The organism is Streptomyces litmocidini (genome assembly GCF_014649755.1).
GTDB lineage: Bacteria > Actinomycetota > Actinomycetes > Streptomycetales > Streptomycetaceae > Streptomyces > Streptomyces litmocidini.
The window spans coordinates 467,072-488,226 of sequence record NZ_BMTQ01000005.1 but is presented as its reverse complement, the minus strand read 5'-3'; the positions used below and the strand labels follow the sequence as shown (position 1 = coordinate 488,226).

General features: G+C 74.0%; 15 protein-coding genes. 4 read left to right on the top strand and 11 right to left on the bottom strand.

The genetic code is table 11. The features are described 5' to 3' along the window. Positions 1–50: 50 nt before the first annotated feature. Both IE180_RS14410 and pulA read left to right on the top strand, forming a co-directional pair. A complete protein-coding gene (locus tag IE180_RS14410; protein WP_190157253.1) occupies positions 51–1,736 on the top strand; it encodes a carbohydrate-binding module family 20 domain-containing protein in 1,686 nt (561 codons plus the stop codon). Between the two features lie 84 nt (positions 1,737–1,820). Next, entirely contained in the window at positions 1,821–7,118 is a 5,298-nt protein-coding gene (gene pulA, locus IE180_RS14405; protein WP_229860473.1) for a pullulanase-type alpha-1,6-glucosidase, read from the top strand. Between the two features lie 24 nt (positions 7,119–7,142). Here pulA and IE180_RS14400 read toward each other — a convergent pair whose 3' ends face one another. Further along, entirely contained in the window at positions 7,143–7,655 is a 513-nt protein-coding gene (locus IE180_RS14400) for a GNAT family N-acetyltransferase (protein WP_190157252.1), read from the bottom strand. Positions 7,656–7,711: 56 nt separating this feature from the next. Here IE180_RS14400 and IE180_RS14395 point away from each other — a divergent pair, with 56 nt between their 5' ends. After that, entirely contained in the window at positions 7,712–8,044 is a 333-nt protein-coding gene (locus IE180_RS14395) for a 5-carboxymethyl-2-hydroxymuconate Delta-isomerase (RefSeq protein WP_190157251.1), read from the top strand. Here the strand turns inward: IE180_RS14395 and IE180_RS14390 are convergent. After that, positions 8,029–8,754: a TetR/AcrR family transcriptional regulator gene (locus IE180_RS14390; protein WP_190157250.1), complete on the bottom strand. Its 726-nt coding sequence runs from the start codon at positions 8,752–8,754 to the stop codon at positions 8,029–8,031. The genes IE180_RS14395 and IE180_RS14390 overlap by 16 nt on opposite strands. 37 nt (positions 8,755–8,791) lie before the next feature. Between IE180_RS14390 and IE180_RS14385 the strand changes: the two genes are divergently transcribed. After that, positions 8,792–9,232: a hypothetical protein gene (locus IE180_RS14385; protein WP_190157249.1), complete on the top strand. Its 441-nt coding sequence runs from the start codon at positions 8,792–8,794 to the stop codon at positions 9,230–9,232. 10 nt (positions 9,233–9,242) lie between these two features. Here IE180_RS14385 and IE180_RS14380 read toward each other — a convergent pair whose 3' ends face one another. The 9 genes from IE180_RS14380 to IE180_RS14340 form a co-directional block, all read right to left on the bottom strand. Next, positions 9,243–10,295, bottom strand: a complete 1,053-nt coding sequence (locus IE180_RS14380) for a PDR/VanB family oxidoreductase (protein WP_190157248.1) — start codon at positions 10,293–10,295, stop codon at positions 9,243–9,245. Beyond that, positions 10,295–11,179, bottom strand: coding sequence for a metal-dependent hydrolase (locus IE180_RS14375; RefSeq protein WP_190157247.1), 885 nt, complete (start codon positions 11,177–11,179; stop codon positions 10,295–10,297). The genes IE180_RS14380 and IE180_RS14375 overlap by 1 nt, the downstream gene beginning before the upstream one ends. A 200-nt stretch (positions 11,180–11,379) precedes the next feature. After that, a complete protein-coding gene (locus IE180_RS14370; protein WP_190157246.1) occupies positions 11,380–13,656 on the bottom strand; it encodes a hypothetical protein in 2,277 nt (758 codons plus the stop codon). A gap of 56 nt (positions 13,657–13,712) precedes the next feature. Further along, on the bottom strand, positions 13,713–14,513 hold the full coding sequence (locus tag IE180_RS14365) for a tyrosine-protein phosphatase (protein WP_190157245.1): 801 nt from the start codon (positions 14,511–14,513) through the stop codon (positions 13,713–13,715). 583 nt (positions 14,514–15,096) lie between these two features. Continuing rightward, complete coding sequence (locus IE180_RS14360) at positions 15,097–16,095, bottom strand: NAD-dependent epimerase/dehydratase family protein (protein ID WP_190157244.1); 999 nt, start codon at positions 16,093–16,095, stop codon at positions 15,097–15,099. A 93-nt stretch (positions 16,096–16,188) separates the two neighbouring features. After that, on the bottom strand, positions 16,189–16,755 hold the full coding sequence (locus tag IE180_RS14355) for a winged helix-turn-helix domain-containing protein (protein WP_190157243.1): 567 nt from the start codon (positions 16,753–16,755) through the stop codon (positions 16,189–16,191). Between the two features lie 478 nt (positions 16,756–17,233). Next, positions 17,234–18,265, bottom strand: coding sequence for a glutamine synthetase (gene glnII / locus IE180_RS14350; protein ID WP_190157242.1), 1,032 nt, complete (start codon positions 18,263–18,265; stop codon positions 17,234–17,236). A 156-nt stretch (positions 18,266–18,421) separates the two neighbouring features. Further along, positions 18,422–19,588, bottom strand: a complete 1,167-nt coding sequence (locus IE180_RS14345) for an ARPP-2 domain-containing protein (protein WP_190157241.1) — start codon at positions 19,586–19,588, stop codon at positions 18,422–18,424. Continuing rightward, positions 19,585–20,967 (bottom strand): hypothetical protein, encoded by a 1,383-nt coding sequence (locus IE180_RS14340; protein WP_229860472.1) that lies wholly within the window; start codon positions 20,965–20,967, stop codon positions 19,585–19,587. Before IE180_RS14340 ends, IE180_RS14345 begins: the two co-directional genes overlap by 4 nt. Between the last annotated feature and the right edge of the window lie 188 nt (positions 20,968–21,155).

The window sequence follows — 21,155 nt, the reverse complement described above, 5'->3', positions numbered from 1 at the left end:
GCTGATTTTTTCGGCAACTTCTTGCGACAGTGAAGTCAGCAGGAGGAGACATGGCCAGAAAGACCGTGGCAGCTGCACTCGCCCTCATGGCGGGAGCCGCTGTGGCCGTCACGGGCAACGCCCCGGCGCAGGCCGCCCCGCCCGGCGAGAAGGACGTCACCGCGGTGATGTTCGAATGGAACTTCGCCTCGGTGGCCAAGGCCTGCACCGACCAGCTCGGCCCCGCCGGATACGGATACGTCCAGGTGTCCCCGCCCCAGGAGCGCATCCAGGGCCCCCAGTGGTGGACCGCCTACCAGCCGGTCAGCTACAAGATCGCCGGTCCGCTCGGTGACCGCGCGGCCTTCAAGAGCATGGTCGACACCTGCCACGCCGCCGGTGTGAAGGTCGTCGCCGACAGCGTGATCAACCACATGGCGAACGCCTCGGGCACGGGAACGGGCGGGACCCCGTTCTCCAAGTACGACTACCCGGGCCTCTACTCCGGGGCGGACATGGACGACTGCCGCTCCGCCATCTCCAACTACCAGGACCGCGCCAACGTCCAGAACTGCGAACTGGTCCAGCTCCCCGACCTCGACACCGGCGAGGACTACGTCCGCGGCCGGATAGCCGGGTACATGAACGACCTGCTGTCGCTCGGCGTCGACGGCTTCCGCGTCGACGCCGCCAAGCACATGCCGGCCGCCGACCTCGCGAACATCAAGTCCCGGCTGACGAACCCTTCCGTCTACTGGAAGCAGGAGGCCATCTACGGCGCCGGCGAGGCCGTCTCCCCGAGCGAGTACCTCGGCAACGGCGACGTCCAGGAGTTCCGCTACGCCCGCGACCTCAAGCGGATCCTGCAGAACGAGAAGCTCGCCTACCTCAAGAACTTCGGCGAGGCCTGGGGCTACATGCCCTCCGGCCAGAGCGGCGTCTTCGTCGACAACCACGACACCGAGCGCGGCGGCGACACCCTGAACTACAAGGACGGCGCGAACTACACCCTCGCCTCCGTCTTCATGCTCGCCTGGCCCTACGGCTCCCCCGACGTCCACTCCGGCTACGAGTGGACCGACAAGGACGCCGGCGCCCCCAACAACCACCAGGTGAACGCCTGCTACAGCGACGGCTGGAAGTGCCAGCACGCCTGGCGCGAGATCTCCTCCATGGTGGCCTTCCGCAACACCGCCCGCGGGCAGGCCGTCACGAACTGGTGGGACAACGGCGGCAACGCGATCGCGTTCGGCCGCGGCTCCAAGGCGTACGTGGCGATCAACCACGAGCCCTCCGCCCTCACCAGGACCTTCCAGACCTCCCTGCCCGCCGGCACCTACTGCGACGTGCAGTCGAACACCGCCGTCACGGTCGACTCCTCCGGACAGTTCACGGCCACCCTCGCCGCGAACACCGCCCTCGCCCTGCACACCGGGGCCATGAGCTGCGGCACGCAGCCGGTCGCCGCCGGCGCCTCCTTCAACGTGAACGCCACCACGGTCACCGGCCAGAACGTCTACGTCACCGGCAACCGCGCCGAGCTCGGCAACTGGGCCCCCGCCTCCGCCCTCAAACTCGACCCGGCCGCGTACCCCGTCTGGAAGCTGACGGTGTCCCTGCCCGCCGGAACGTCCTTCGAGTACAAGTACATCCGCAAGGACGCGGCCGGAAACGTCACCTGGGAGTCCGGCGCCAACCGCACCGCGACCGTCCCCGCCTCGGGCCAGCTCGTCCTGAACGACACCTTCCGCAACTAGGGCCCGCCCGACGCTCCTCCCCTCTCCGCAAGGGCCGCCCCGCCGGGGCGGCCCTCTCTTCCCGTACCTCCAGGGAGCACCCCCGTGATACGCAAGAGAACGGCGGTCGCGCTGGCCGCCGCGCTGTGCGCCGCCCTCGTGCCCGCCGTCCCCGCCACGGCCACCGCCGCCGGCAGGGCCCCCGCCCCGCCCTCCGACGAGGCGCTCGCCGCCCAGCCCGCCCGGCACGACCTGACCCGCGAGCAGTTCTACTTCGTCCTGCCCGACCGCTTCGCCAACGGCGACACCGCCAACGACCGGGGCGGCCTCACCGGCAGCCGTACGGAGACCGGCTTCGACCCCACCGACAAGGGCTTCTACCAGGGCGGCGACCTCAAGGGCCTGACCGAGCGGCTCGACTACATCAAGGGCCTGGGCACCACCGCCATCTGGATGGCGCCGATCTTCAAGAACCGGCCCGTCCAGGGCACCGGCAAGGACGCCTCCGCCGGCTACCACGGCTACTGGATCACCGACTTCACCCAGGTCGACCCCCACTTCGGGACCAACGACGACCTGAAGAGGCTGATCGCCGCCGCCCACGCCAAGGGCATGAAGGTCTTCTTCGACGTCATCACCAACCACACCGCCGACACCGTCGACTACGCCGAGAAGAAGTACGGCTACCGCCCCAAGGGCGCCTACCCCTACCTCGACGCCTCCGGCCGCCCCTTCGACGACCGGACCGCGATCGGGAAGGTGGACGCGGACTCGTTCCCGTACACGCCGACGACGACCGGCGGCAAGGTCCCGTCCTGGCTCGACGACCCCACGATGTACCACAACCGGGGCGACTCCACCTGGGCCGGGGAGTCCGCCGAGTACGGCGACTTCGTCGGCCTCGACGACCTGTGGACCGAGCGCCCCGAGGTCGTCGACGGCATGAAGAGGATCTACGAGAAGTGGGTCCGCGACTTCGACATCGACGGGTTCCGCATCGACACCGTCAAGCACGTGGACCTCGACTTCTGGACGCAGTGGGCCACCGCCCTCGACGCGTACGCCAAGAAGCAGGGCCGCGAGGACTTCTTCATGTTCGGCGAGGTGTACTCCGCCGACACCGCCGTCACCTCCCCGTACGTCACCCGGGGCCGGCTCGACGCCACCCTCGACTTCCCCTTCCAGGACGCCGCCCGCGCCTTCGCCTCCCAGGGCGCCGGCGCCGACCGCCTCGCCGAGGTCTTCGCCGAGGACTACCGGTACACCACCGACAAGGCCAACGCCTACGAGCAGGTGACCTTCCTCGGCAACCACGACATGGGCCGCATCGGCACCTTCCTCAAGCAGGACAACCCCGACGCCTCCGACGAGGAACTCGTCCGCCGCGACCGCCTCGCCAACGAGCTGATGTTCCTCTCCCGGGGCAACCCGGTGGTCTACTACGGCGACGAGCAGGGCTTCACCGGCCCCGGCGGCGACAAGGACGCCCGCCAGACCCTCTTCGCCTCGAAGGCCGCCGACTACCTCGACGACGACCAGCTCGGCACCGACCGCACCCACGCCTCCGACGCCTACGACCCCACGCACCCGCTCTACCGCTCGATCGCCGCCCTCGCGAAGCTCACCCGGGAGAACCCGGCCCTCCGCGACGGCGTCCAGCGGGAACGGTACGCCGAGGGCTCCGTCTACGCCTTCACCCGCACCGACCCGAAGACGCGGACCGAGTACCTGGTCGCCGTCAACGGCGCCACCACCGCGAAGACCGTCACCGTCCCCGTCGACTCCACCGGCCTGCGCGCCCTGTACGGGGGCCGGGGCGCCGTCACGGCTTCCCACGGCGAGGTCACCGTCACCGTCCCGGCCCTCTCCTCCCTCGTCCTCAAGGCCGACGCGCCGCTCCCGGCTCCCGCCACGAAGCCCGCCGTCACCCTGAAGGCCCCGGCCGCCGGCTCCACCGGCACCGTCGAACTCTCCGCCGACGTCACCGGCGACGGCCTGAACCGGGTCGTCTTCGCCGCCCAGGTCGGCGACGGCCGCTGGCAGACCCTCGGCACCGCCGACCACGCCCCCTACAAGGTCACCCAGCACGTCACCGCCCCCGCCGGCACCGCCCTGCGCTACAAGGCCGTCGTCGTGGACGGCGCCGGCCGCACCGCGAGCGCCCTCGCCGCCACCACCGCCGGCGCACCCCCGGCCCCCGAGAAGCCGGTCGCCGTCGAGCGCCCCTACGCCGTCGTGCACTACCGGCGCGAGGGCGGGGACTACGACGGCTGGAAGCTGAAGGCCGCCGGCCAGGAGACCGCCTTCACCGGACGCGACGCCTTCGGCGCCTTCGCCTGGGTCAAGGTCCCCGAGGGCGCCTCCACCGTCCCGTACACCGTCGAGAAGGACGGCGCCGCCGACGGGCCGCAGCGCAGCGTCAACCTCGGCCGCACCGGCGAGGTCTGGATCACCCAGGGCGCCGAGGGCCAGTCCGACACCGCCCCGGCCCCCGCCGCCCCCGACAAGACCAAGGCCGTCATCCACTACCAGCGGGCCGACGGGAACTACGACGGCTGGGGCCTCCACACCTGGACCGGCGCCGCCCAGCCCACCGACTGGTCCAAGCCCCTCCTGCCCGTCCGCACCGACGCGTACGGCGCGGTCTACGAGGTCCCGCTCACCGAGGGCGCGAGCTCCCTCTCGTACATCCTCCACAAGGGCGACGAGAAGGACCTGCCCACCGACCAGTCCCTCGACCTCGCCACCTACGGCCACGAGGTCTGGCTGCTCTCCGGGCAGCCGAAGTACCTCCTCCCGACCGTCGGCGGCGCCCCGGACCTCGACCTCGGCAAGGCCGAGGCCCAGTGGATCGACCGGAACACCGTCGTCTGGAAGGTGAAGACCACCGACGCCACCAGCCAGCAGCTGGTCTACGCGAAGGACGGCGGGATCACCGTCACCGACGGCGCCCTGAACACCGAGGGCCAGTGGCTCCGCCTCACCCCGGCCGGTCTCACCGACGCCCAGAAGGCGAAGTACCCCCACCTCAAGGACTACCCGGCCTTCACCGTCGACCCGCGCGACGCCGACCGCGTCCGGGACTCCCTGCGCGGCCAGCTCGTCGCCACCCAGCGCGCCGCCAACGGCGCCCTCCTCGCCGCCACCGGCGTCCAGACCGCCGGCGTCCTCGACGACCTGTACGCGGCGAAGGCCACGAAGGCGGACCTCGGCCCGGTCTTCCACGGCGGCCGCCCCACCCTCTCCCTGTGGGCCCCCACCGCGCGGTCCGTCTCCCTCGAACTCGACGGGAAGACCCTGCCCATGCGGCGCGACCCCGCCTCCGGCGTCTGGTCCGTCACCGGCCCCCGGACCTGGGCGGGCAAGCCCTACCGGTACGTCGTGAAGGTCTGGGCCCCCAGCGCCCGGAAGGTCGTGGAGAACCGGGTCACCGACCCCTACTCCACCGCCCTCACCACCGACTCCGCCCGCAGCCTCGTCGTCGACCTCGCCGACCCGAAGCTCGCCCCCGCCGGCTGGAAGACCCTGAGGAAGCCCGCCGCCGTGCCGCTGCGGGACGCCCAGATCCAGGAACTCCACATCCGGGACTTCTCGATCGCCGACCCCACGGCCGAGGCCGGCCACCGGGGCACCTACCTGGCCTTCACCGACGAGGACAGCAGGGGATCGCGGCACCTCCGCGACCTCGCCGCCTCCGGCACCTCCTACGTCCACCTCCTCCCGGCCTTCGACCTCGGCACGATCCCCGAGAAGAAGTCCGCGCAGACGACCCCCGCCTGCGACCTGAAGGTCTACGCCCCCGACTCCGAGGAGCAGCAGGCCTGCGTCACCGCGGCGGCCGCGAAGGACGCCTACAACTGGGGCTACGACCCCCTGCACTACACCGTTCCCGAGGGCTCCTACGCCACCGACCCCGAGGGCACCCGCCGCACGGTCGAGTTCCGGCAGATGGTCCAGGCCCTCAACGGCGACGGACTGCGCACCGTCATGGACGTCGTCTACAACCACACCGTCGCCGCCGGACAGTCCGACAAGTCCGTCCTCGACCGGATCGTCCCCGGCTACTACCAGCGCCTCCAGGCCGACGGCTCCGTCGCCACCTCCACCTGCTGCGCCAACACCGCGCCCGAGAACGCCATGATGGGCAAGCTCGTCGTCGACTCGGTCGTCACCTGGGCCAAGGAGTACAAGGTCGACGGCTTCCGCTTCGACCTCATGGGCCACCACCCGAAGGCCAACATCCTCGCCGTGCGCAAGGCCCTCGACGCGCTGACCGTCGAGAAGGACGGCGTCGACGGCAAGGCGATCGTCCTCTACGGCGAGGGCTGGAACTTCGGCGAGGTCGCCGACGACGCCCGCTTCGTCCAGGCCACCCAGAAGAACATGGCCGGCACCGGCATCGCCACCTTCTCCGACCGGGCCCGCGACGCCGTGCGCGGCGGCGGCCCCTTCGACGAGGACCCCGGCGTCCAGGGCTTCGCCTCCGGCCTCTACACCGACCCCAACACGTCGAGGGCCAACGGCACCCCGGCCGAGCAGAAGGCCCGCCTCCTGCACTACCAGGACCTCATCAAGGTCGGCCTGACCGGCAACCTCGCCGACTACACCTTCACCGACACCTCGGGCCGTACGGTCAAGGGCAGCCAGGTCGACTACAACGGCGCCCCCGCCGGATACGCCGCCGCCCCCGGCGACGCCCTCGCCTATACCGACGCCCACGACAACGAGTCCCTGTACGACGCGCTCGCCTTCAAGCTGCCGGCGGACACCTCCCCGGCCGACCGCGCCCGCATGCAGGTCCTCGCCATGGCGACGGCCACCCTCTCGCAGGGCCCGGCACTCTCCCAGGCCGGCTCGGACCTGCTGCGCTCCAAGTCCCTGGACCGCAACTCCTTCGACAGCGGCGACTGGTTCAACGCCATCCACTGGGACTGCCGCGACGGCAACGGCTTCGGCCGCGGCCTGCCGCCGGCCGCCGACAACAAGGCCAAGTGGTCCTACGGCAAGCCGCTGCTCGTGAACCCGGCCCTCACGGTCGGCTGCGCGCAGATCGACGGCGCCTCCGCCGCCTACCGGGACCTGCAGAAGATCCGCACCACCGAGCCGGTGTTCTCCCTGGCCACGGCGGACCGCGTCCAGCAGGCCCTGTCCTTCCCGCTCTCCGGCCGCGACGAGACCCCGGGCGTCCTCACCATGCGCCTCGGCGACCTGGTGGTCGTCCTCAACGCGACCCCGAGCGGCACCTCGCAGAAGGTCGCCGACCTGGCCGGAAAGGGCTACCGCCTCCACCCGGTCCAGGCCGGCGGCTCCGACGCCGTGGTGAAGTCGGCCGCCTACGACCGGGCCTCGGGCACCTTCACGGTCCCGGCCCGGACGGTCGCCGTCTTCAAGGCCACCGCCTGACCGGAGGCCCTGGCGCGGCGTCCGTCACGCCAGGGCCTTCTCCATCAGCCGCACCGCGTACCGACGGCCGTCCGCCCCGACCTTCTCCAGGCGCGGGGCGGCGTCCGTGTACCCGGCCCCCTCGTAGTACGTCCCCAGGCGCGGATCGCGCGCCTCGCAGTCGAGACGCGCCAGCGTCCGGCCCGAGGCCGCGATCCGCGCCTCCGCGTGCGCCAGCAGCGCCCGGCCCGCACCGGAGGGCGCCGCCTCCCGGTCGGTCATCAGCCGGTGCACGTACCCGGCCACCGGCGGCCGCGGCCCCCACACCTCCGGGTCCTCCCACCAGAGCTCGTACGCCCCCACGGCCCGCCCGCCGTGCACGGCGATCCACACCTCGCCCTCGGCGATCCGCGTACGGAAGTGCCCGGGCCCCCGGGCCCCCGGTTCCCACTGCTCGATCCCGCTGCGCACCATCCAGCGCGCCACCCCGTCGAACAACCCCACCAGAAGGTCCAGATCGCGTTCGTCCGCCTGCCGGAAGGTCACTTGTGCGTCCATGGCCCTCACCGTAAAGGTGTGGCCACGAACCCGTTCCACCAGGAGTGACCCCCCCCATGCCGCAGATCACCGTCGACTACTCCGCCCCCCTCGACCGGCGCGGCTTCGCGCTCGCCCTGCACCCGCTCGTCGTGGAGGCGGTCGACACGACGCTCGACGCCTGCAAGACCCGGTTCCGGGAGGTCGAGGAGGTGGTCGTCGGCGGCGGAGCGACCGACGACGTCATCGTCCACGTCGAGATCGCCCTGCTGTCCGGCCGTACGGACGACGCCAAGGCACGGCTCTCGGAGGCCGTCCTCGCCCTGCTGCCCGCGTACCTCAAGGCCGGGGAGGGAGTCAGGCTGTCCGTCGAGGTCCGCGACCTCGAAGCGTCCTACCGCAAGGTCTGATCGGGCACGGCGGGCGGGGCCTGCGGCACCAGCGAGACGAGGCGGGCCACCAGGTCCCCGAACGGGCCGTCGGCCGGTTCGTCGGCGAGGATGCCGACCAGGATCCCGGCCATCTCCGCGTCGTACGCGGCGCTCACCGCCGCCAGCGCGGCGAAGTCGTGCACGAGCTGGAGCTCCAGCTCCGCGCGCGGGACCCGGCGGCCGTCCAGCCACAGCAGCGCCGTCGACTCGGCGAGCGACACCCAGGAGCGGACGACCAGTTCGAGCCGGGCGGAGGGCGCCTCGACCGCCAGATGGGCCAGGATCTGCTCGTACGCGGCCTGCCGGACCTCGTCGATCATCGCGTTCGTCGTGGACGAGCCGACCGCGGGCCCGCCGCGCATCAGCGCCGCGAAACCCGGCCCGTGCTCGTCCACGAAGTCGAAGAACCGGCCCATCACCCGCAGCAGCCGCGCCCCGAGCGGCCCGCGCGGCGGCTCCACGAAGCGCGCCGCCAGCTCGTCCGCAGCCCGCCGCAGCGCCGCCTCGTAGAGGCTCTGCTTGCCGGGGAAGTAGTGGTAGACCAGCGGCCGCGAGATGCCCGCGGCCGCGGCGATCTCGTCGATGGAGACCTCATCGGGAGAGCGGTGGCCGAAGAGTTCGAGGGCCACCCCGATCAGCTGCTGCTTGCGCTCCTCGACGCCCATCCTGCGGCGCACCCCGGTCGTCATACGAACAGCCTAACCGCGTCCGTTACGCTCCTGCCCCATGAGCGCTTCCGACCAGGACACCCCGACTGCCGAGACCCCGGAGGCCGACGAGCCCGGGAAGGCCGAAGAGGCCCAGGAGACCACGGAGTCCCCCGAAGTCCGCGAGGAGCCGGAGGAGTCCGGAGGGCCGGACGGGGCGGACGACGACTCCTCGGAGGACGCCGAAGAAGCCGCGCACGGCGGGGGGCTCACCCCGAAGCAGGCGCGGCGGCTGCGCGTCGCCGCCGCGTCCGTGCTCCTGGTCGCCCTGGCCGTGGTGCTCGTCGTCCGGCTCGCGAGCCGCACGTCCGTCCTGGTCGTCGGCGTGTACGGCCTGGCCATGATCCTCTGCGGGATCGTGATCGAGCTCTCCCGCAACGGCCGCACCCGCCTCGGCACCTGGCTCCTCGCGGGCGGCCTCCTCACCGCGCTGGCCCTGGACTGGCTGGTCCTGCCGTAGGGGGCGCGCCTCACAGGTCCAGGACGAGCCGCTTCCCCGCACAGCGCGAGACGCAGATCAGCATCGAGTCGTCCCGCTCGTCGTCGGTGAGCAGTTCGTCCCGGTGGTCGATCTCGCCCTCCAGAACCCGCTGCCGGCAGGTCCCGCAGAAGCCCTGCCGGCAGGAGTACATGAGGCCGGGCAGCTCCGCGCGGACCGCCGACAGGAGCGACTGGTCGGCCGCCACCGTCAACGTGCGCCCGGAGCGCCGCAGTTCGACCTCGAAGGCGGTGCCGCCGGTCGTCGCGGCGGCCGTGAAGCGCTCCAGGCGCGGCGTCCGGCCCTCCGACATCGCCGCGCCCACGGCGTCCATCAGGCCGTCGGGCCCGCAGCAGTACACGGCCGTCCCGACGGGGAGCCGGCCGAGGAACTCCAGTTCGGGGAAGCCGGATTCGTCCTCGGCGACGACGGTGACGCGGTCGCCCCCGAGCCGTTCGACCTCCGCCAGGTACGGCATCGTGGCCCGGCTCCGACCGCAGTACACGAGCCGCCAGTCCGCCCCGGCCGCCTCGGCGGCCCGGACCATCGGCAGGACGGGGGTGATGCCGATGCCGCCGGCGACGAAGACGTACGCGGGGGAGTCGACCAGCGGGAAGCGGTTGCGCGGCCCCCGGATCTCGATCTCCACGCCCTCGTGGAGCTGCTCGTGCACCTCGCGCGAGCCGCCCCGGCCGTCCTCGACGAGACGGGCGGCCACCGTGTACGCCGACGGGTCGCCGGGGTCGCCGCAGAGCGAGTACTGCCGGACGAGCCCGGAGGGCAGGACGAGGTCGATGTGGGCGCCCGGCTGCCAGGCGGGCAGCCCGGCGCCCTCCAGGCGGAGTTCGACGACGCCTTCGGCGGGCGTGCCGCGCCCGGCGACCAGGACCTTGCGCGGGACGGTGCTGCCCCGGCCGTAGCCGGAGACGGGCACGTCGAGGGCGGGCATCGGCCAGAGCGGTGCCGTGGACATGCGGCTGCGGACGGCGCGGCGGACGAGGAGCGCGGCCCCGGCGACGAGGGCGACGGTGGTGAACCGGGGCATCAGCGGCCTCCGTTGGCGCCGGGGGAGGAGGCCAGGTAGGCCACGGCCTGCGCGGTGTCGCCCTCCTGGGAGGGGTGGTAGGCGCGGCTGAGGTAGCGGGGTACGGAGCGCAGCATGGCCGGGGTGGAGGGCAGCACGCCCTGCCGGCCCTTGCGGACGAAGTCCGCGAAGGAGGCCTTCGGGTCGAGCAGCGTGGGGTCGTTCTCCATGAAGAAGCGGATGCCCCGCTGCCAGAGGAAGACCAGCGCGGAGAAGGCGAGCGCCCAGGTGCGGGCGCGGCGCCGGTAGCCGCCGTCGAGGTGCGTGAAGAGCTCGAAGGCGACCGCGCGGTGCTCGACCTCCTCCGCGCCGTGCCAGCGCAGCAGGTCCAGCATGGTCGGGTCGGCGCCGACCCGGTCGAGCGCGTCGGCGTTGAGGACCCAGTCGCCGAGGAAGGCGGTGTAGTGCTCGATGGCGGCGATCAGCGCGACCCGCTCCATCAGCCACCAGCGGCGCGGCCGGCCGGGCGGCAGGGTGCGGTCGCCGAGGAGCTTCTCGAAGAACCAGTCGACCTGCGCGGTGTACGGGGTGGGGTCGAGGCCCAGCTTCCGCAGGTGGGGGAGGACGTCGTCGTGGGCCTGGGAGTGGATGGCCTCCTGGCCGATGAAGCCGATGACGTCCTCGCGCAGCCGGTCGTCGGTGACGTACGGCAGCGCCTGCTCGTAGACGTGGACGAACCAGCGTTCGCCGGCCGGCAGCAGCAGGTGCAGCACGTTGATGGTGTGCGTGGTGAAGGGGTCGCCCGGTACCCAGTGGAGCGGGGTCTCTTCCCAGTCGAAGGAGACCTTGCGGGCCTTGAGCTCGACGTGCTCCGACGCCACCGGTGCAGGCTGCGTATTAGACATGATGTCAATGTACTGAGGGGTAGGGCGCGGCAACAGGCCCGTGCGCCGTCTTTTCGCTCCTGTTTCCTCCGGTCACGACGGGGCGGAGGCCGCCCCGCCGTGACCGCGGACGGCCGCTGCCCCGGCCGCCACGGGGCGGACGTCGCCCGGTCACGGTGGAGCGGACGTCCCCCGGTCACGGTGGAGCGGACGTCGCCCGGTCACCGCAGGGCCGTCCTCCGCGTGCCGTCACCCAGAGTGCCGTTCAGGTCCGCCCGCGCGCCCGCCGTCGCCCGCACGGCCAGGAGCGGCCCGGCAGAACGGCCCTTCACCCCGCCCGAGACCTCCAGGGACGCGAAGTCCCGGCTGCCCGCCGCCAGGACGAACCAGCCGCCGTCCGGCGCCTGCCACAGCACGCCCGCCAGGACCCGGGGATCCCGCACCCCGCAGGCCGGCGAGCCCTCGGAGCGGGCCGCGAGCGCCGCCGGGACGCCGGGCGACGGGACCAGGAACTGGGCGAGGACCCGGCTGCCCGTGCCCCGCCAGGTCTCCGCGCGCGTGCACACCCAGGTGCCGTGCCCGGCGCCCCCCGGCAGCGGCTGCCGCGCGAACCGCCAGGCGTTCACCGACCGCACCCCGCGCCCCCGCACCTCCGCCAACTGGCACGCCGTCCGCGCCCAGGCCTCCCGCGCCTCCGTCCCCGTCGCGTCCACGGGCGCGGCGGGCGGCCCCCACAGCAGCCGGGCGGGGGCCAGTTCGCCCAGATCGGTGAGGAGCCGCGTCCCCGAGCCGTCCCGCACCCGGAGGGCGTTCCACCGGGTACAGGCGCCGCTCCGCGCGGAACCCGGCACGGGATCGGTCACCCCGTCGGCGTCCCGCGCCAGCGGCCGGGGCGCCTTCGCGGGCGCGAGGAGGTCCCGTACGGCCGTCTCCCGCACCCACGGGGCCGTCAGGTAGCGGACGTTGCCCGCCGCACGGGAGACGACCAGTGCCGCCGAACCGACCGCGTCGGCCGCGTCCGTCCGCGCGAAGTCCAGCGCCGCGCCCGCCGTCCCCTCGACCGGCTCCGCGTACCGCACGGCCCGCAGCCCGTCGTGGAAGAGCACCACCCGCATGGCGTCGACCCGCCCCGCGAACAGCAGCTGCGGCGGCCCCATCGGCGGCCCGACGGGCGTCCCGGGCGTCGCGGAGGACCGTACGGAGCCGCCCGGCCGGGCCCACACGGCGAGCGCCCGCCGCAGCAGCGCGCCGTCCCCGGTCAGACCGCCGCGCGCGGGCCACACGGAGAAGTCCTGCCGCGTCGACCCCGGCCAGACCGCCGGGTCCACCCGCTTGACCGCACCGGGGTCGAGAGCGGCCTCGGCGGCGGGGTTGCGGGCGTACGAGGGTGCCGCAGCACCGTTTCTGCCCCAGCCGTCCCCGGGCAGCCCGAGCAGCGCCCCGCACACCACGAGCGCCACGACGGCGACGAACGCGGCCCGGGCGTGCTGCCGCCGCCGCATCAGATCGGTCGGCCGCGCCTGCAGGGCGCACGGATCGAACTCGTCGGACTCGAGCAGCGCCGCACCGCTGAGCCGCCGGGGGAGTCCGGGAGCACCACCGGTACGGGACGAGCCCGAAGGCCTCCCGACCACGGCATCGGCACCTGCCGGTGCCGGGGGGTTCCCGGCGGCGGGGTCGCCGCCTGCCGGGCCCGGAGGCCTTCCGGACGCGGCACCGCCGCCCGGCGGCACCGAGCCGCCGTCGACCCCGGCTCCGGCCCGCCCGCCGCCCCGGCCCGGCCCGCCCTCGCCGGAACGGCCACCGGCCCCGCCCGGACCGGCCTGCTCGCCCACCCGGTCGGAGCGGCCGCCCCGGGGGCCGCCCCCGGACGCCGCACGGGCACCGGCGGCGGGGCCCTCCGACGCGCCCGGGGCGTCCGACGCGTCCGCCGTCGAGTCCACCGCGTCCGCCTCCGCCAGGGCCGCCGCCGGGTCCCCGACGCCCGCCGCCGCCAGGACGCGCAGGACCTCCGGGTCGCCCTGGCGCTCCAGACCGCGGAGCACGTACGCCGCGCGGCCGGGGCCGGAGAGCCGGGACAGCCGCTGGTCCAGGGCGAGCTCGTCGGCGCCGCCCACCCGGGGGAAGAGACGGAGCCCCCACACGTGCGGGAGCAGCGGCGGGAACTGGGCCCGGCGCGGCAGCGCGAGGCGCCGGAGCGGCAACCCGGCGACCAGCGCCTGCCGCAGGACCTCGCCCCGCACGTACGCGTAGCCCGGATCCACCGCGTCCTCGTCCCGTCGCGGACCGGGCACCGCCGGGCCCGGGACCCGGCGGCGGGGCAGCGACCGCTGGACGAGGGCGTGCGCGGTCAGCACCCGGCGGTTGCGGCCGAGCGCCGGCGGCAGGACGAGATAGGCGATGCGGACGAGCCGTGGATACCGCTCGACGAGCGCGGCCTCGGCCTGTTCGACGTCGACGGGACCCACGGGCGAGGGAACGAGATCCTGGGTGCTCACGTTCAGCAGAACGAGCGATTCTTCCGATGGTCACCCCGGGCCCGCACGGGGGAGGTTCAGACCGCCGGGACCGTCAGGCGCTCGCGGATCAGGGCCGTCACCTCGTCCGGGACGCCGAGGCCCTCCCGCACGTACTTCTCCATCGTCCCGTGCCGGACCGCCACTTCGTCGAGCGCCGCGTCCAGGTACTCCGGCAGGACACCGATCAGTTCGAGCGCGAGCTCGGGGTCGCCGCCCTGCGCCGTGAAGCCCTCGATCATGGGCGCGAACGCCAGCCGTACCGCCGGGTTGACCGCCAGGTACTCGGACCGCACGGTCTCCTCGTCCGCTCCGAGCAGGGACAGGACGACCGTCGCCGCCCAGCCCGTACGGTCCTTGCCCGCCGAGCAGTGGAAGAGCAGCGGCCCCGCGCCCGGCGCGCCCAGCTCGTCGAGCAGGGTCCGGTAGGAGGCACGGGCGGAGTCGCCGGAGACGAAGGTCCGGTAGGTCCGGGCGAAGGCCGCCCGGACCCGGCCGCCGCCGAGGTGCTCCTCGGCGAGCGCCGGATCGGCGAGCAGGGTCTTCAGGCGCGCGGCGGGCGGCAGCCCGCTGCCGGCCAGGTGGTCGGCGAGGACGTCCGCGACGAGCAGCCGGGCGCCGGGCGGCAGCCGGTCCGGCCGGTCGGCGCGCTCGGTCGCCGTCCGGAAGTCGACGACGGTACGGATGCCGAGCCCGGCCACGGCGGGTTCGTCGGGGTCGAGCCGGTCGAGCAGCGCGGAACGGAGGACGACGCCGGGCCGGACCGCCCGCCCGTCGCCCAGCGGCAGGCCGCCGAGGTCGCGGAGGTTGGCGACGGAGGTGGCGGGGATGGCGGGCATGGCGTCGATTCCTTCGATTCGTACACGTTCCTGTCGAACGGTAATGGATCGCCCCCCTCCGAGCAGACCCTCACGAAACACCCGGCGCCCCGTTCCGCCGGAACGGCGCCCACTCCGCCCCCCGTCGCGGGCCGCGCCCGCCGGGGCGGTGCCCGCCCCGCGCCCCGCCGCTGCGGGCGGCGTCCCCGCCGTTGTGGGCGGCGCCCCGCCGTTGTGGGCATTCGTTCCGCTGGGGCGGAACGGGTGGGCACAACGGAACGGCGCCCCTGTCGGCGCCCGAGGCTGCTGCGCCCGGACCCGCACCGACGGGCACGGCGCACGCGTGGTGCGGGTCCAGGCCCGGAACGCGGAGGCGCCGCTGGAGGGCGCCGTCCCGTGTGCCCACCCTCCCCCAAGCTCTCGGCTTCGCTCGAGCAGGGGGGACCCCCCTCGCCCCAGCGGGACGATTGCCCACACGGGGGGTGCGGGAGGGGCACCGCCCCGCAGGGCGCGGGTCCCACACGGACCGGGGGGCGCCGCCCAGCCGGGCGCGGCCTCGCACGGGCGGGGCACCGCCCAGCAGGGCCGCGGCCCGTTCGGGGCCTCACCCCTTCGTCAGCGCCGCCCAGACCTCCGCCTCCCGTTCCGGGGAGAGCCCGGCGCCCTGCCGGTCCGGGCGTTGGGGCGCGGCGCCGCCGAGGGACTCCAGCCACGCCCAGGTGTCCGCGACCGTCTCCTCCACCGGCCGGCACCGCAGCCCCGTCGCGAGCGCCCGGGAGACGTCGGCGGTGTGCATCGCGTCGTACGTCTCGCCCGGCGGCAGCCACCCCGGAAGCTCCGTCCAGGGCGCCGCCCCGGCCGCGAGGAGCGCCTCCGGCTCCGTCCAGCGCAGCTCGGCGTCGGACCCGGTCGACCGTACGCAGGCGTCGAGGAGCCCGCCCATGGTGGTGTGGCCGGGCGGCGAGACGAGGTTGTACGGCCCCGAGAGCCCGGCGGCCACCGCGTCCAGCGTCCATGCGGCGAGGTCGCGGACGTCGATGTACTGGATCGGCAGCGTCCGCGGCCCGGGCGCGAGGACGGGACCGCCGCGCGCGATCCGGCCCAGCCACCAGGGGAGCCGGCCCACGTTCTCGTACGGGCCGAGGATCAGGCCCGCCCGGACGAGCAGCGTCCGGTCGGGCCCGAGGGCGGCGGTGGCGGCGAGCTCGCCGCCCCGCTTGGACTCCGGGTAGGGCACGTCCCCGTCGTCGGGGGAGCCCTGCACCAGCGGGCCCTCCTCCGTGAGCCCGGCGGCGGGCGGCCAGGCGTACACGGAACGGCTCGACACGTACGCGTACCGCCCCGCCCGGTCCGCGAGCAGCCGGGCCGCGTCCCGGACCGCCGAGGGCGCGGCCGACCAGGTGTCCACGACGGCGTCCCAGGAACCGGTGGCGAGCGCGGCGAGGCCGCCGGGGGCCGCGCGGTCCCCGATCAGCGACGCGGCCCCCGCCGGAGCCGCGTGCCGGCCGCGGTGGAAGACCGTCACCTCCCAGCCCCGTGCGAGCGCGTCCTCGACGATCGCGCGGCCGACGAACTCCGTGCCTCCGAGCATCAGCAGTCTCATGGTCCGAGCCTGCCCGGCGGGCACGGCCGGAGCCAGGGGGTTCCGCTCCGGGAGGATTCCGCCGGGGGAGGAACGAGGACCCCGGAGGTCCGGTCAGGGGGTGTACTTGTAGCCGACCCGCCGCACCGTCTGGATCGTGTGGCGGTGTTCGGCGCCCAGCTTGCGGCGCAGTCGGGCCACGTGGACGTCGACCGTCCGGCCGTCGCCCACGTGTCCGTACCCCCACACCGTCGTGACCAACTGGTCGCGGGTGTGCACCCGGTGGGGGTGCGCCACCAGGTGGGCGAGCAGCTCGAACTCCAGGTACGTCAGGTCGAGCGCCCGTCCGTCGACGTGGGCGATCCGCTGGACGCCGTCGATGGTCACCGGCCCCTGCTCCTCCGCCGCGCCGGGAGCCGGGACGGAGGCGGGGGCGGCGGGCAGGCGCGGCTGCCGGTCGGCCGGGACGAGGACGAGGTACCCGACCATCGGCGGCCGTCCCGGCAGCGTCGGCAACGCGTGCTGGGGCGCGGGCAGCAGGGTGGCGCCGGGCGGCAGGAAGTCCGCCACCTGGGAGAGGTCCACGACCTCGTCGGGGTCGACGGCGCGCAGTCGGTGCCGGCCGGGGCGGACGGCGGTGAGGGAGGCGGTCTGGAGGGGGGCGGTCTGGGTGTGGGCCATGGCGGGTCAGCTCTTTCGCGCGGGGAACGGACGGAGGGGTCTCGTACGTCGTGCGCGTGGGCCGAAGGCCGGGATCGGACCGTACCGATCGGGGCGTTAGAGGGCCGACGCGTTCCTCACGCGTCGACAGCACCGGTCGAAGTCGTGGTGCTGACGGGAAGGCCAGAACGGCTCGAGGTCGTGGCGACCCGTCGCGGTGTCGTTCTGCATGATGGCCATATCCCTATTAAACCAGGAGGGAAACGAGCTGAGCACCCCCTGTCACGTCACATCCCCGACCGGCCGGGGACCGGCGGCCCGCCCCCTGTGCCGTACGCGCCCGGCCGGGTCCTCCCCGGACGGCCGGACGCGCTTCTCCCCGTTCCCGGTCTCCACCGTGATGCCGGGCACGGCCCCGCCGTCGCGGGCGGCACCGACGACGCCGCAGGGGCGCCCGCCGTGCGAAACGGCGGGCGCCCCTGTCCGGGTGTGCGGGGGATCAGACCTGGCCGGCCTTCTCCAGGGCCTCGCAGCAGGTGTCCACGATGAGGCGGGTCACCACGTACGGGTCCACGTTCGCGTTCGGGCGGCGGTCCTCGATGTAGCCCTTCTGGTCCTGCTCGACCTGCCACGGGATGCGGACCGAGGCGCCGCGGTCCGAGACGCCGTAGGAGTACTCGTCCCACGGGGCGGTCTCGTGAAGGCCCGTCAGGCGCTCGTCGATGCCGGCGCCGTAGTTCTTGACGTGGTCGAGCGGCTTCGAGCCCTCGCCGAGCGCCTCGCACGCGGTGATGATCGCGTCGTAGCCCTCGCGCATCGCCTTGGTGGAGAAGTTGGTGTGCGCGCCCGCGCCGTTCCAGTCGCCCTTCACCGGCTTCGGGTCCAGCGTCGCGGCGACGTTGAAGTCCTCGGCCGTGCGGTAGAGCAGCCAGCGGGCGATCCACAGCTGGTCCGAGACCTCGAGCGGGGCCAGCGGGCCGACCTGGAACTCCCACTGGCCGGGCATGACCTCGGCGTTGATGCCGGAGATGCCGAGACCGGCCTTGAGGCAGTTCTCCAGGTGCGCCTCGACGACCGGGCGGCCGTGGATCTCGTCCACGCCGACGCCGCAGTAGTAACCGCCCTGCGGGGCCGGGAAGCCGTTCACCGGGAAGCCGAGCGGACGGGTGCCGTCGAAGAAGGTGTACTCCTGCTCGATGCCGAAGATCGACTCCTGCGCGGCGTAGCGCCCGGCGACCTCGGCCAGCGCGGCGCGGGTGTTGGAGGAGTGCGGCGTCATGTCCGTGTTGAGGACCTCGCACAGCACCAGGATGTCGTTGCCGCCGCGGATCGGGTCCGGGCAGGAGAAGACCGGCTTGAGGACGCGGTCCGAGGCGTGGCCCTCGGCCTGGTTCGTGCTGGAACCGTCGAAGCCCCAGATCGGCAGCTCCTCCAGGGCGAGGCCCTCACCCGCGATGATCTTCGTCTTGGAGCGAAGCTTCGCGGTCGGCTCGGTGCCGTCGATCCAGATGTACTCAGCCTTGAAGGTCACGGGTCTCATCCTTTGGCGTGCTGCTGCGGGGGTCCGCCGCGGCTCGCGGCACTGCGAGAAGCTGCGGTCACCGCGCCGACTGCGCGGTGTGTGTTCGACCGCAGCTTCGCAACACGGGATTTCCCGTCGGTTGCCCGAATGTGAACCCCGTGTTACTCAGCCTTCCCGGTCCTCGCGCAGCCGCCGCGCCACCACGTGGGCGTCGAGGAGCCCGCCGAGGCCCGCGCCCCGCACCCGCCGGACCAGCTCGGCGTACGAGGTCCCGAGCGCCTCCGCGGTCCGGCCGAGGTGCCAGTCGCAGTCCGCCAGCCGGTTCAGGAGGTACCCCTTCCGGATCTGGTTCTCGGAGAGCCGGAAGGTCTTCAGGTACGCCGCCCGCCCCTTCCGGTCGGTGATCACCTCGCCGATGTGCTGCTCCCGCCCGCCCCGTTCGAACGGCGGGAGGAACCGGTACAGGCCGAACCCGTCCATCCGGTGGACCCGCTCGAAGGAGTACGGCGTCTCCAGCAGGTCGCGCGCCATCAGCCCGTCGTGCGCCGTCGCCCAGGACCGCTCCTGCTCCCGCGCCGCCGCCCGCAGGTCGGCGAGGTCCCGGATGCCGCCGGCCGCGTCCCGGATCCGCGCCGTGAACTCGGGCACCGGGGCGCCGTAGTGGGCGTACTGGTGGACCAGCTCCCCGTACAGGTCCTCGACCAGCGTCGGGTGCAGCAGCCGGTAGTCGTCCGGGTGCGGCACCACGAACGCCGCCGCCGGCGCGTCCGCCACGTACAGGAGCAGCCCGCACTGGCCCGGATGCAGCTCGAAGACCCGCAGCGCCTCCGCGAGGCCCGGCACCGCCCACCCCGCGTACGCCGCCTCCGCGCGCGGCGAGAGACCGCGCCGCAGCGCCTCCCGGGACCAGTCGTCCCAGACCACGGACGGCCCCCCGAAGTGCAGCGCGAGGTACCCCTCCAGGGCCAGGTGCAGCGGCAGGAACCGCAGCCGCCGTTCGGCGCGCCCGTCCTTGCCGCGCCGGCGCCCGGCCATCCGGTGGATCCGCCGCAGGGGCACGCACCCCGGCACCGCCTCGCCCCCGAGCCGCGACCCGTACACGGCGGACTCCGCCCCCGCCCCCGTCCAGTCGGCGACGAAACCGTGCGGGACGTACGAGGTGTACGAGGTGCGGTCGCCCAGCTCCACGGAGGCCCCGCCCCACCCCTCGTACACCTCCCTGCGCAGCCGCAGCCCCGGCACCGGCTCGTCCCGCACCAGCGGCACGAGCCGCACCCCGCCCCACACCTGCGCGGGCCGCACGTCGAGTCCGGTCAGATCGATCCGCGTCACCCCTCCGCCCCCTCCAGGAACAGCTCCACCCTCCGGTCCAGATAGGCCCGCAGCTCCGCGAAGCCCGTCCGCCCCTCCGCGAACTGCGCGATCTCCACCAGGGCCGCCAGGTCCTCCGCGTCCCGGATCCCGGCCGTCGGCACGCTCGGGGCGAGCCGGCGCACGTCGAAGCCCTCGGCGTCGTATACGGGGTTGAGGTGCACCACGCTCGTGTGCCGCTCCGGATCGAGGCGCGTGCGCCACACCCGCAGCACCTCGCCCGCGAGCCCCGGCGGGGCGTTGTCCCAGCCGTCCGAGACGACCACCAGACGCTCGGGACCGGTCTCCAGGGCGTCCAGGACCCGCAGGCCCAGCGGGGTCGGCCCGTAGGGGTGGACGAGCAGGGGGTCGTCACGGCCCGACGTCCACAGCGGGGCGTACGCCCCCGGGGCCGCCAGGGCCTCCAGGAGGAAGTGACAGCCGAGGGCCACGGCCAGCGGCCGGCGCCGCTTCACCGCCGAACCGGAGGAGGAGAAACTGTCGTCGAGGACGGCCGCCACCCGCCCCCAGCTCCCGGCGTACGGCCCCGCCGCGCGCCGGGCGGCGGCGCGCAGCGCGTCCGTCAGCTCGGCCCGGCGCGCCACCCGCTCGCCGAACGGCAGGGCGAGGACGTACAGGGCGAGCCGGGTGAGCGGCATGACCGACAGGTCGGCCGCCCGGTCCGCGCGCAGCCGTTCCAGACGGGTCATCCGGGGCGCGATCCGCTCCAGGAACACCGCACGGGGCACCCCGTGCTTCGCGGCGAAGCCCTCGGCGACCGTGAACGGCAGCTCGTACAGCGCGTTCTGTTCGTAGTGCGCCCGGCGGTGCGCGTCGAGCGTGGCGTTCTCGTACCGGGTGCGGCGGCCCGGCGCGAAGAGGAAGTCGCCCGTCTCGGCGTCGGCGGGCCGCGCGTGGACGTGCCGGAGGGCGGTCTTCAGACCACTCCGGTACTTCACCGCGTCCAGCGCCGGATCGGGGCGGGCCGCGAGCCACGCGCGCACGATCGCGCGCGTGCGGCGGTTGTTGACCCTGGCGGCGCGGAGCGCGCCGAACAGGCGGTAGACCCGCTGCGGCGGCAGCAGCGCGAGGCGCGCGGCGATCAGCCGGCCCTCGCCCTCCTCCGCCTCCTTCGGCGTGCGGAGCAGGTGCTCGATGACGAGCGCGGCGTTGTGGTCGTTGACGTCGAGCGCGAGGGCGGCGGCGTACACGGGCCGGTAGTTCACGCGCACGTACTCGTGGAGGAACGCGAGCGAGAAGCGCTGCTCGGCGGCGGAGGAGCGGAACTCGCGCTGTCCGGTGGCGGTCACGGCGGCGTTGACGAAGAGGAGCACGTCCTCGGCGGCGACGAGTTCGGACACGGTGCTCTCCTTCCAGCGCGCGGGTGCCGGCCGGGGAATGAGGGCGCGAACAGCGAAGACGTTGCTTCAGAGGCAGGTTCCGGAAGTCGCACCGGAGTCCCGCGGCCGGCGCCGGAACGCTAACACCGGGCGGGGGGAGGTCCGCCAGCGGATTAGGGGCGGGGAGGCGGGGCCGGGGCGCGCGGTCG

What these genes read in the sequence shown, in the direction of transcription:
- IE180_RS14410 (WP_190157253.1), top strand. Translation starts at nt 51, where the DNA reads ATGGCCAGAAAGACCGTGGCAGCTGCACTCGCCCTCATGGCGGGAGCC.
- IE180_RS14400 (WP_190157252.1), bottom strand. Translation starts at nt 7,655, where the DNA reads ATGGACGCACAAGTGACCTTCCGGCAGGCGGACGAACGCGATCTGGAC.
- IE180_RS14395 (WP_190157251.1), top strand. Translation starts at nt 7,712, where the DNA reads ATGCCGCAGATCACCGTCGACTACTCCGCCCCCCTCGACCGGCGCGGC.
- IE180_RS14390 (WP_190157250.1), bottom strand. Translation starts at nt 8,754, where the DNA reads ATGACGACCGGGGTGCGCCGCAGGATGGGCGTCGAGGAGCGCAAGCAG.
- IE180_RS14385 (WP_190157249.1), top strand. Translation starts at nt 8,792, where the DNA reads ATGAGCGCTTCCGACCAGGACACCCCGACTGCCGAGACCCCGGAGGCC.
- IE180_RS14380 (WP_190157248.1), bottom strand. Translation starts at nt 10,295, where the DNA reads ATGCCCCGGTTCACCACCGTCGCCCTCGTCGCCGGGGCCGCGCTCCTC.
- IE180_RS14375 (WP_190157247.1), bottom strand. Translation starts at nt 11,179, where the DNA reads ATGTCTAATACGCAGCCTGCACCGGTGGCGTCGGAGCACGTCGAGCTC.
- IE180_RS14365 (WP_190157245.1), bottom strand. Translation starts at nt 14,513, where the DNA reads ATGCCCGCCATCCCCGCCACCTCCGTCGCCAACCTCCGCGACCTCGGC.
- IE180_RS14360 (WP_190157244.1), bottom strand. Translation starts at nt 16,095, where the DNA reads ATGAGACTGCTGATGCTCGGAGGCACGGAGTTCGTCGGCCGCGCGATC.
- IE180_RS14355 (WP_190157243.1), bottom strand. Translation starts at nt 16,755, where the DNA reads ATGGCCCACACCCAGACCGCCCCCCTCCAGACCGCCTCCCTCACCGCC.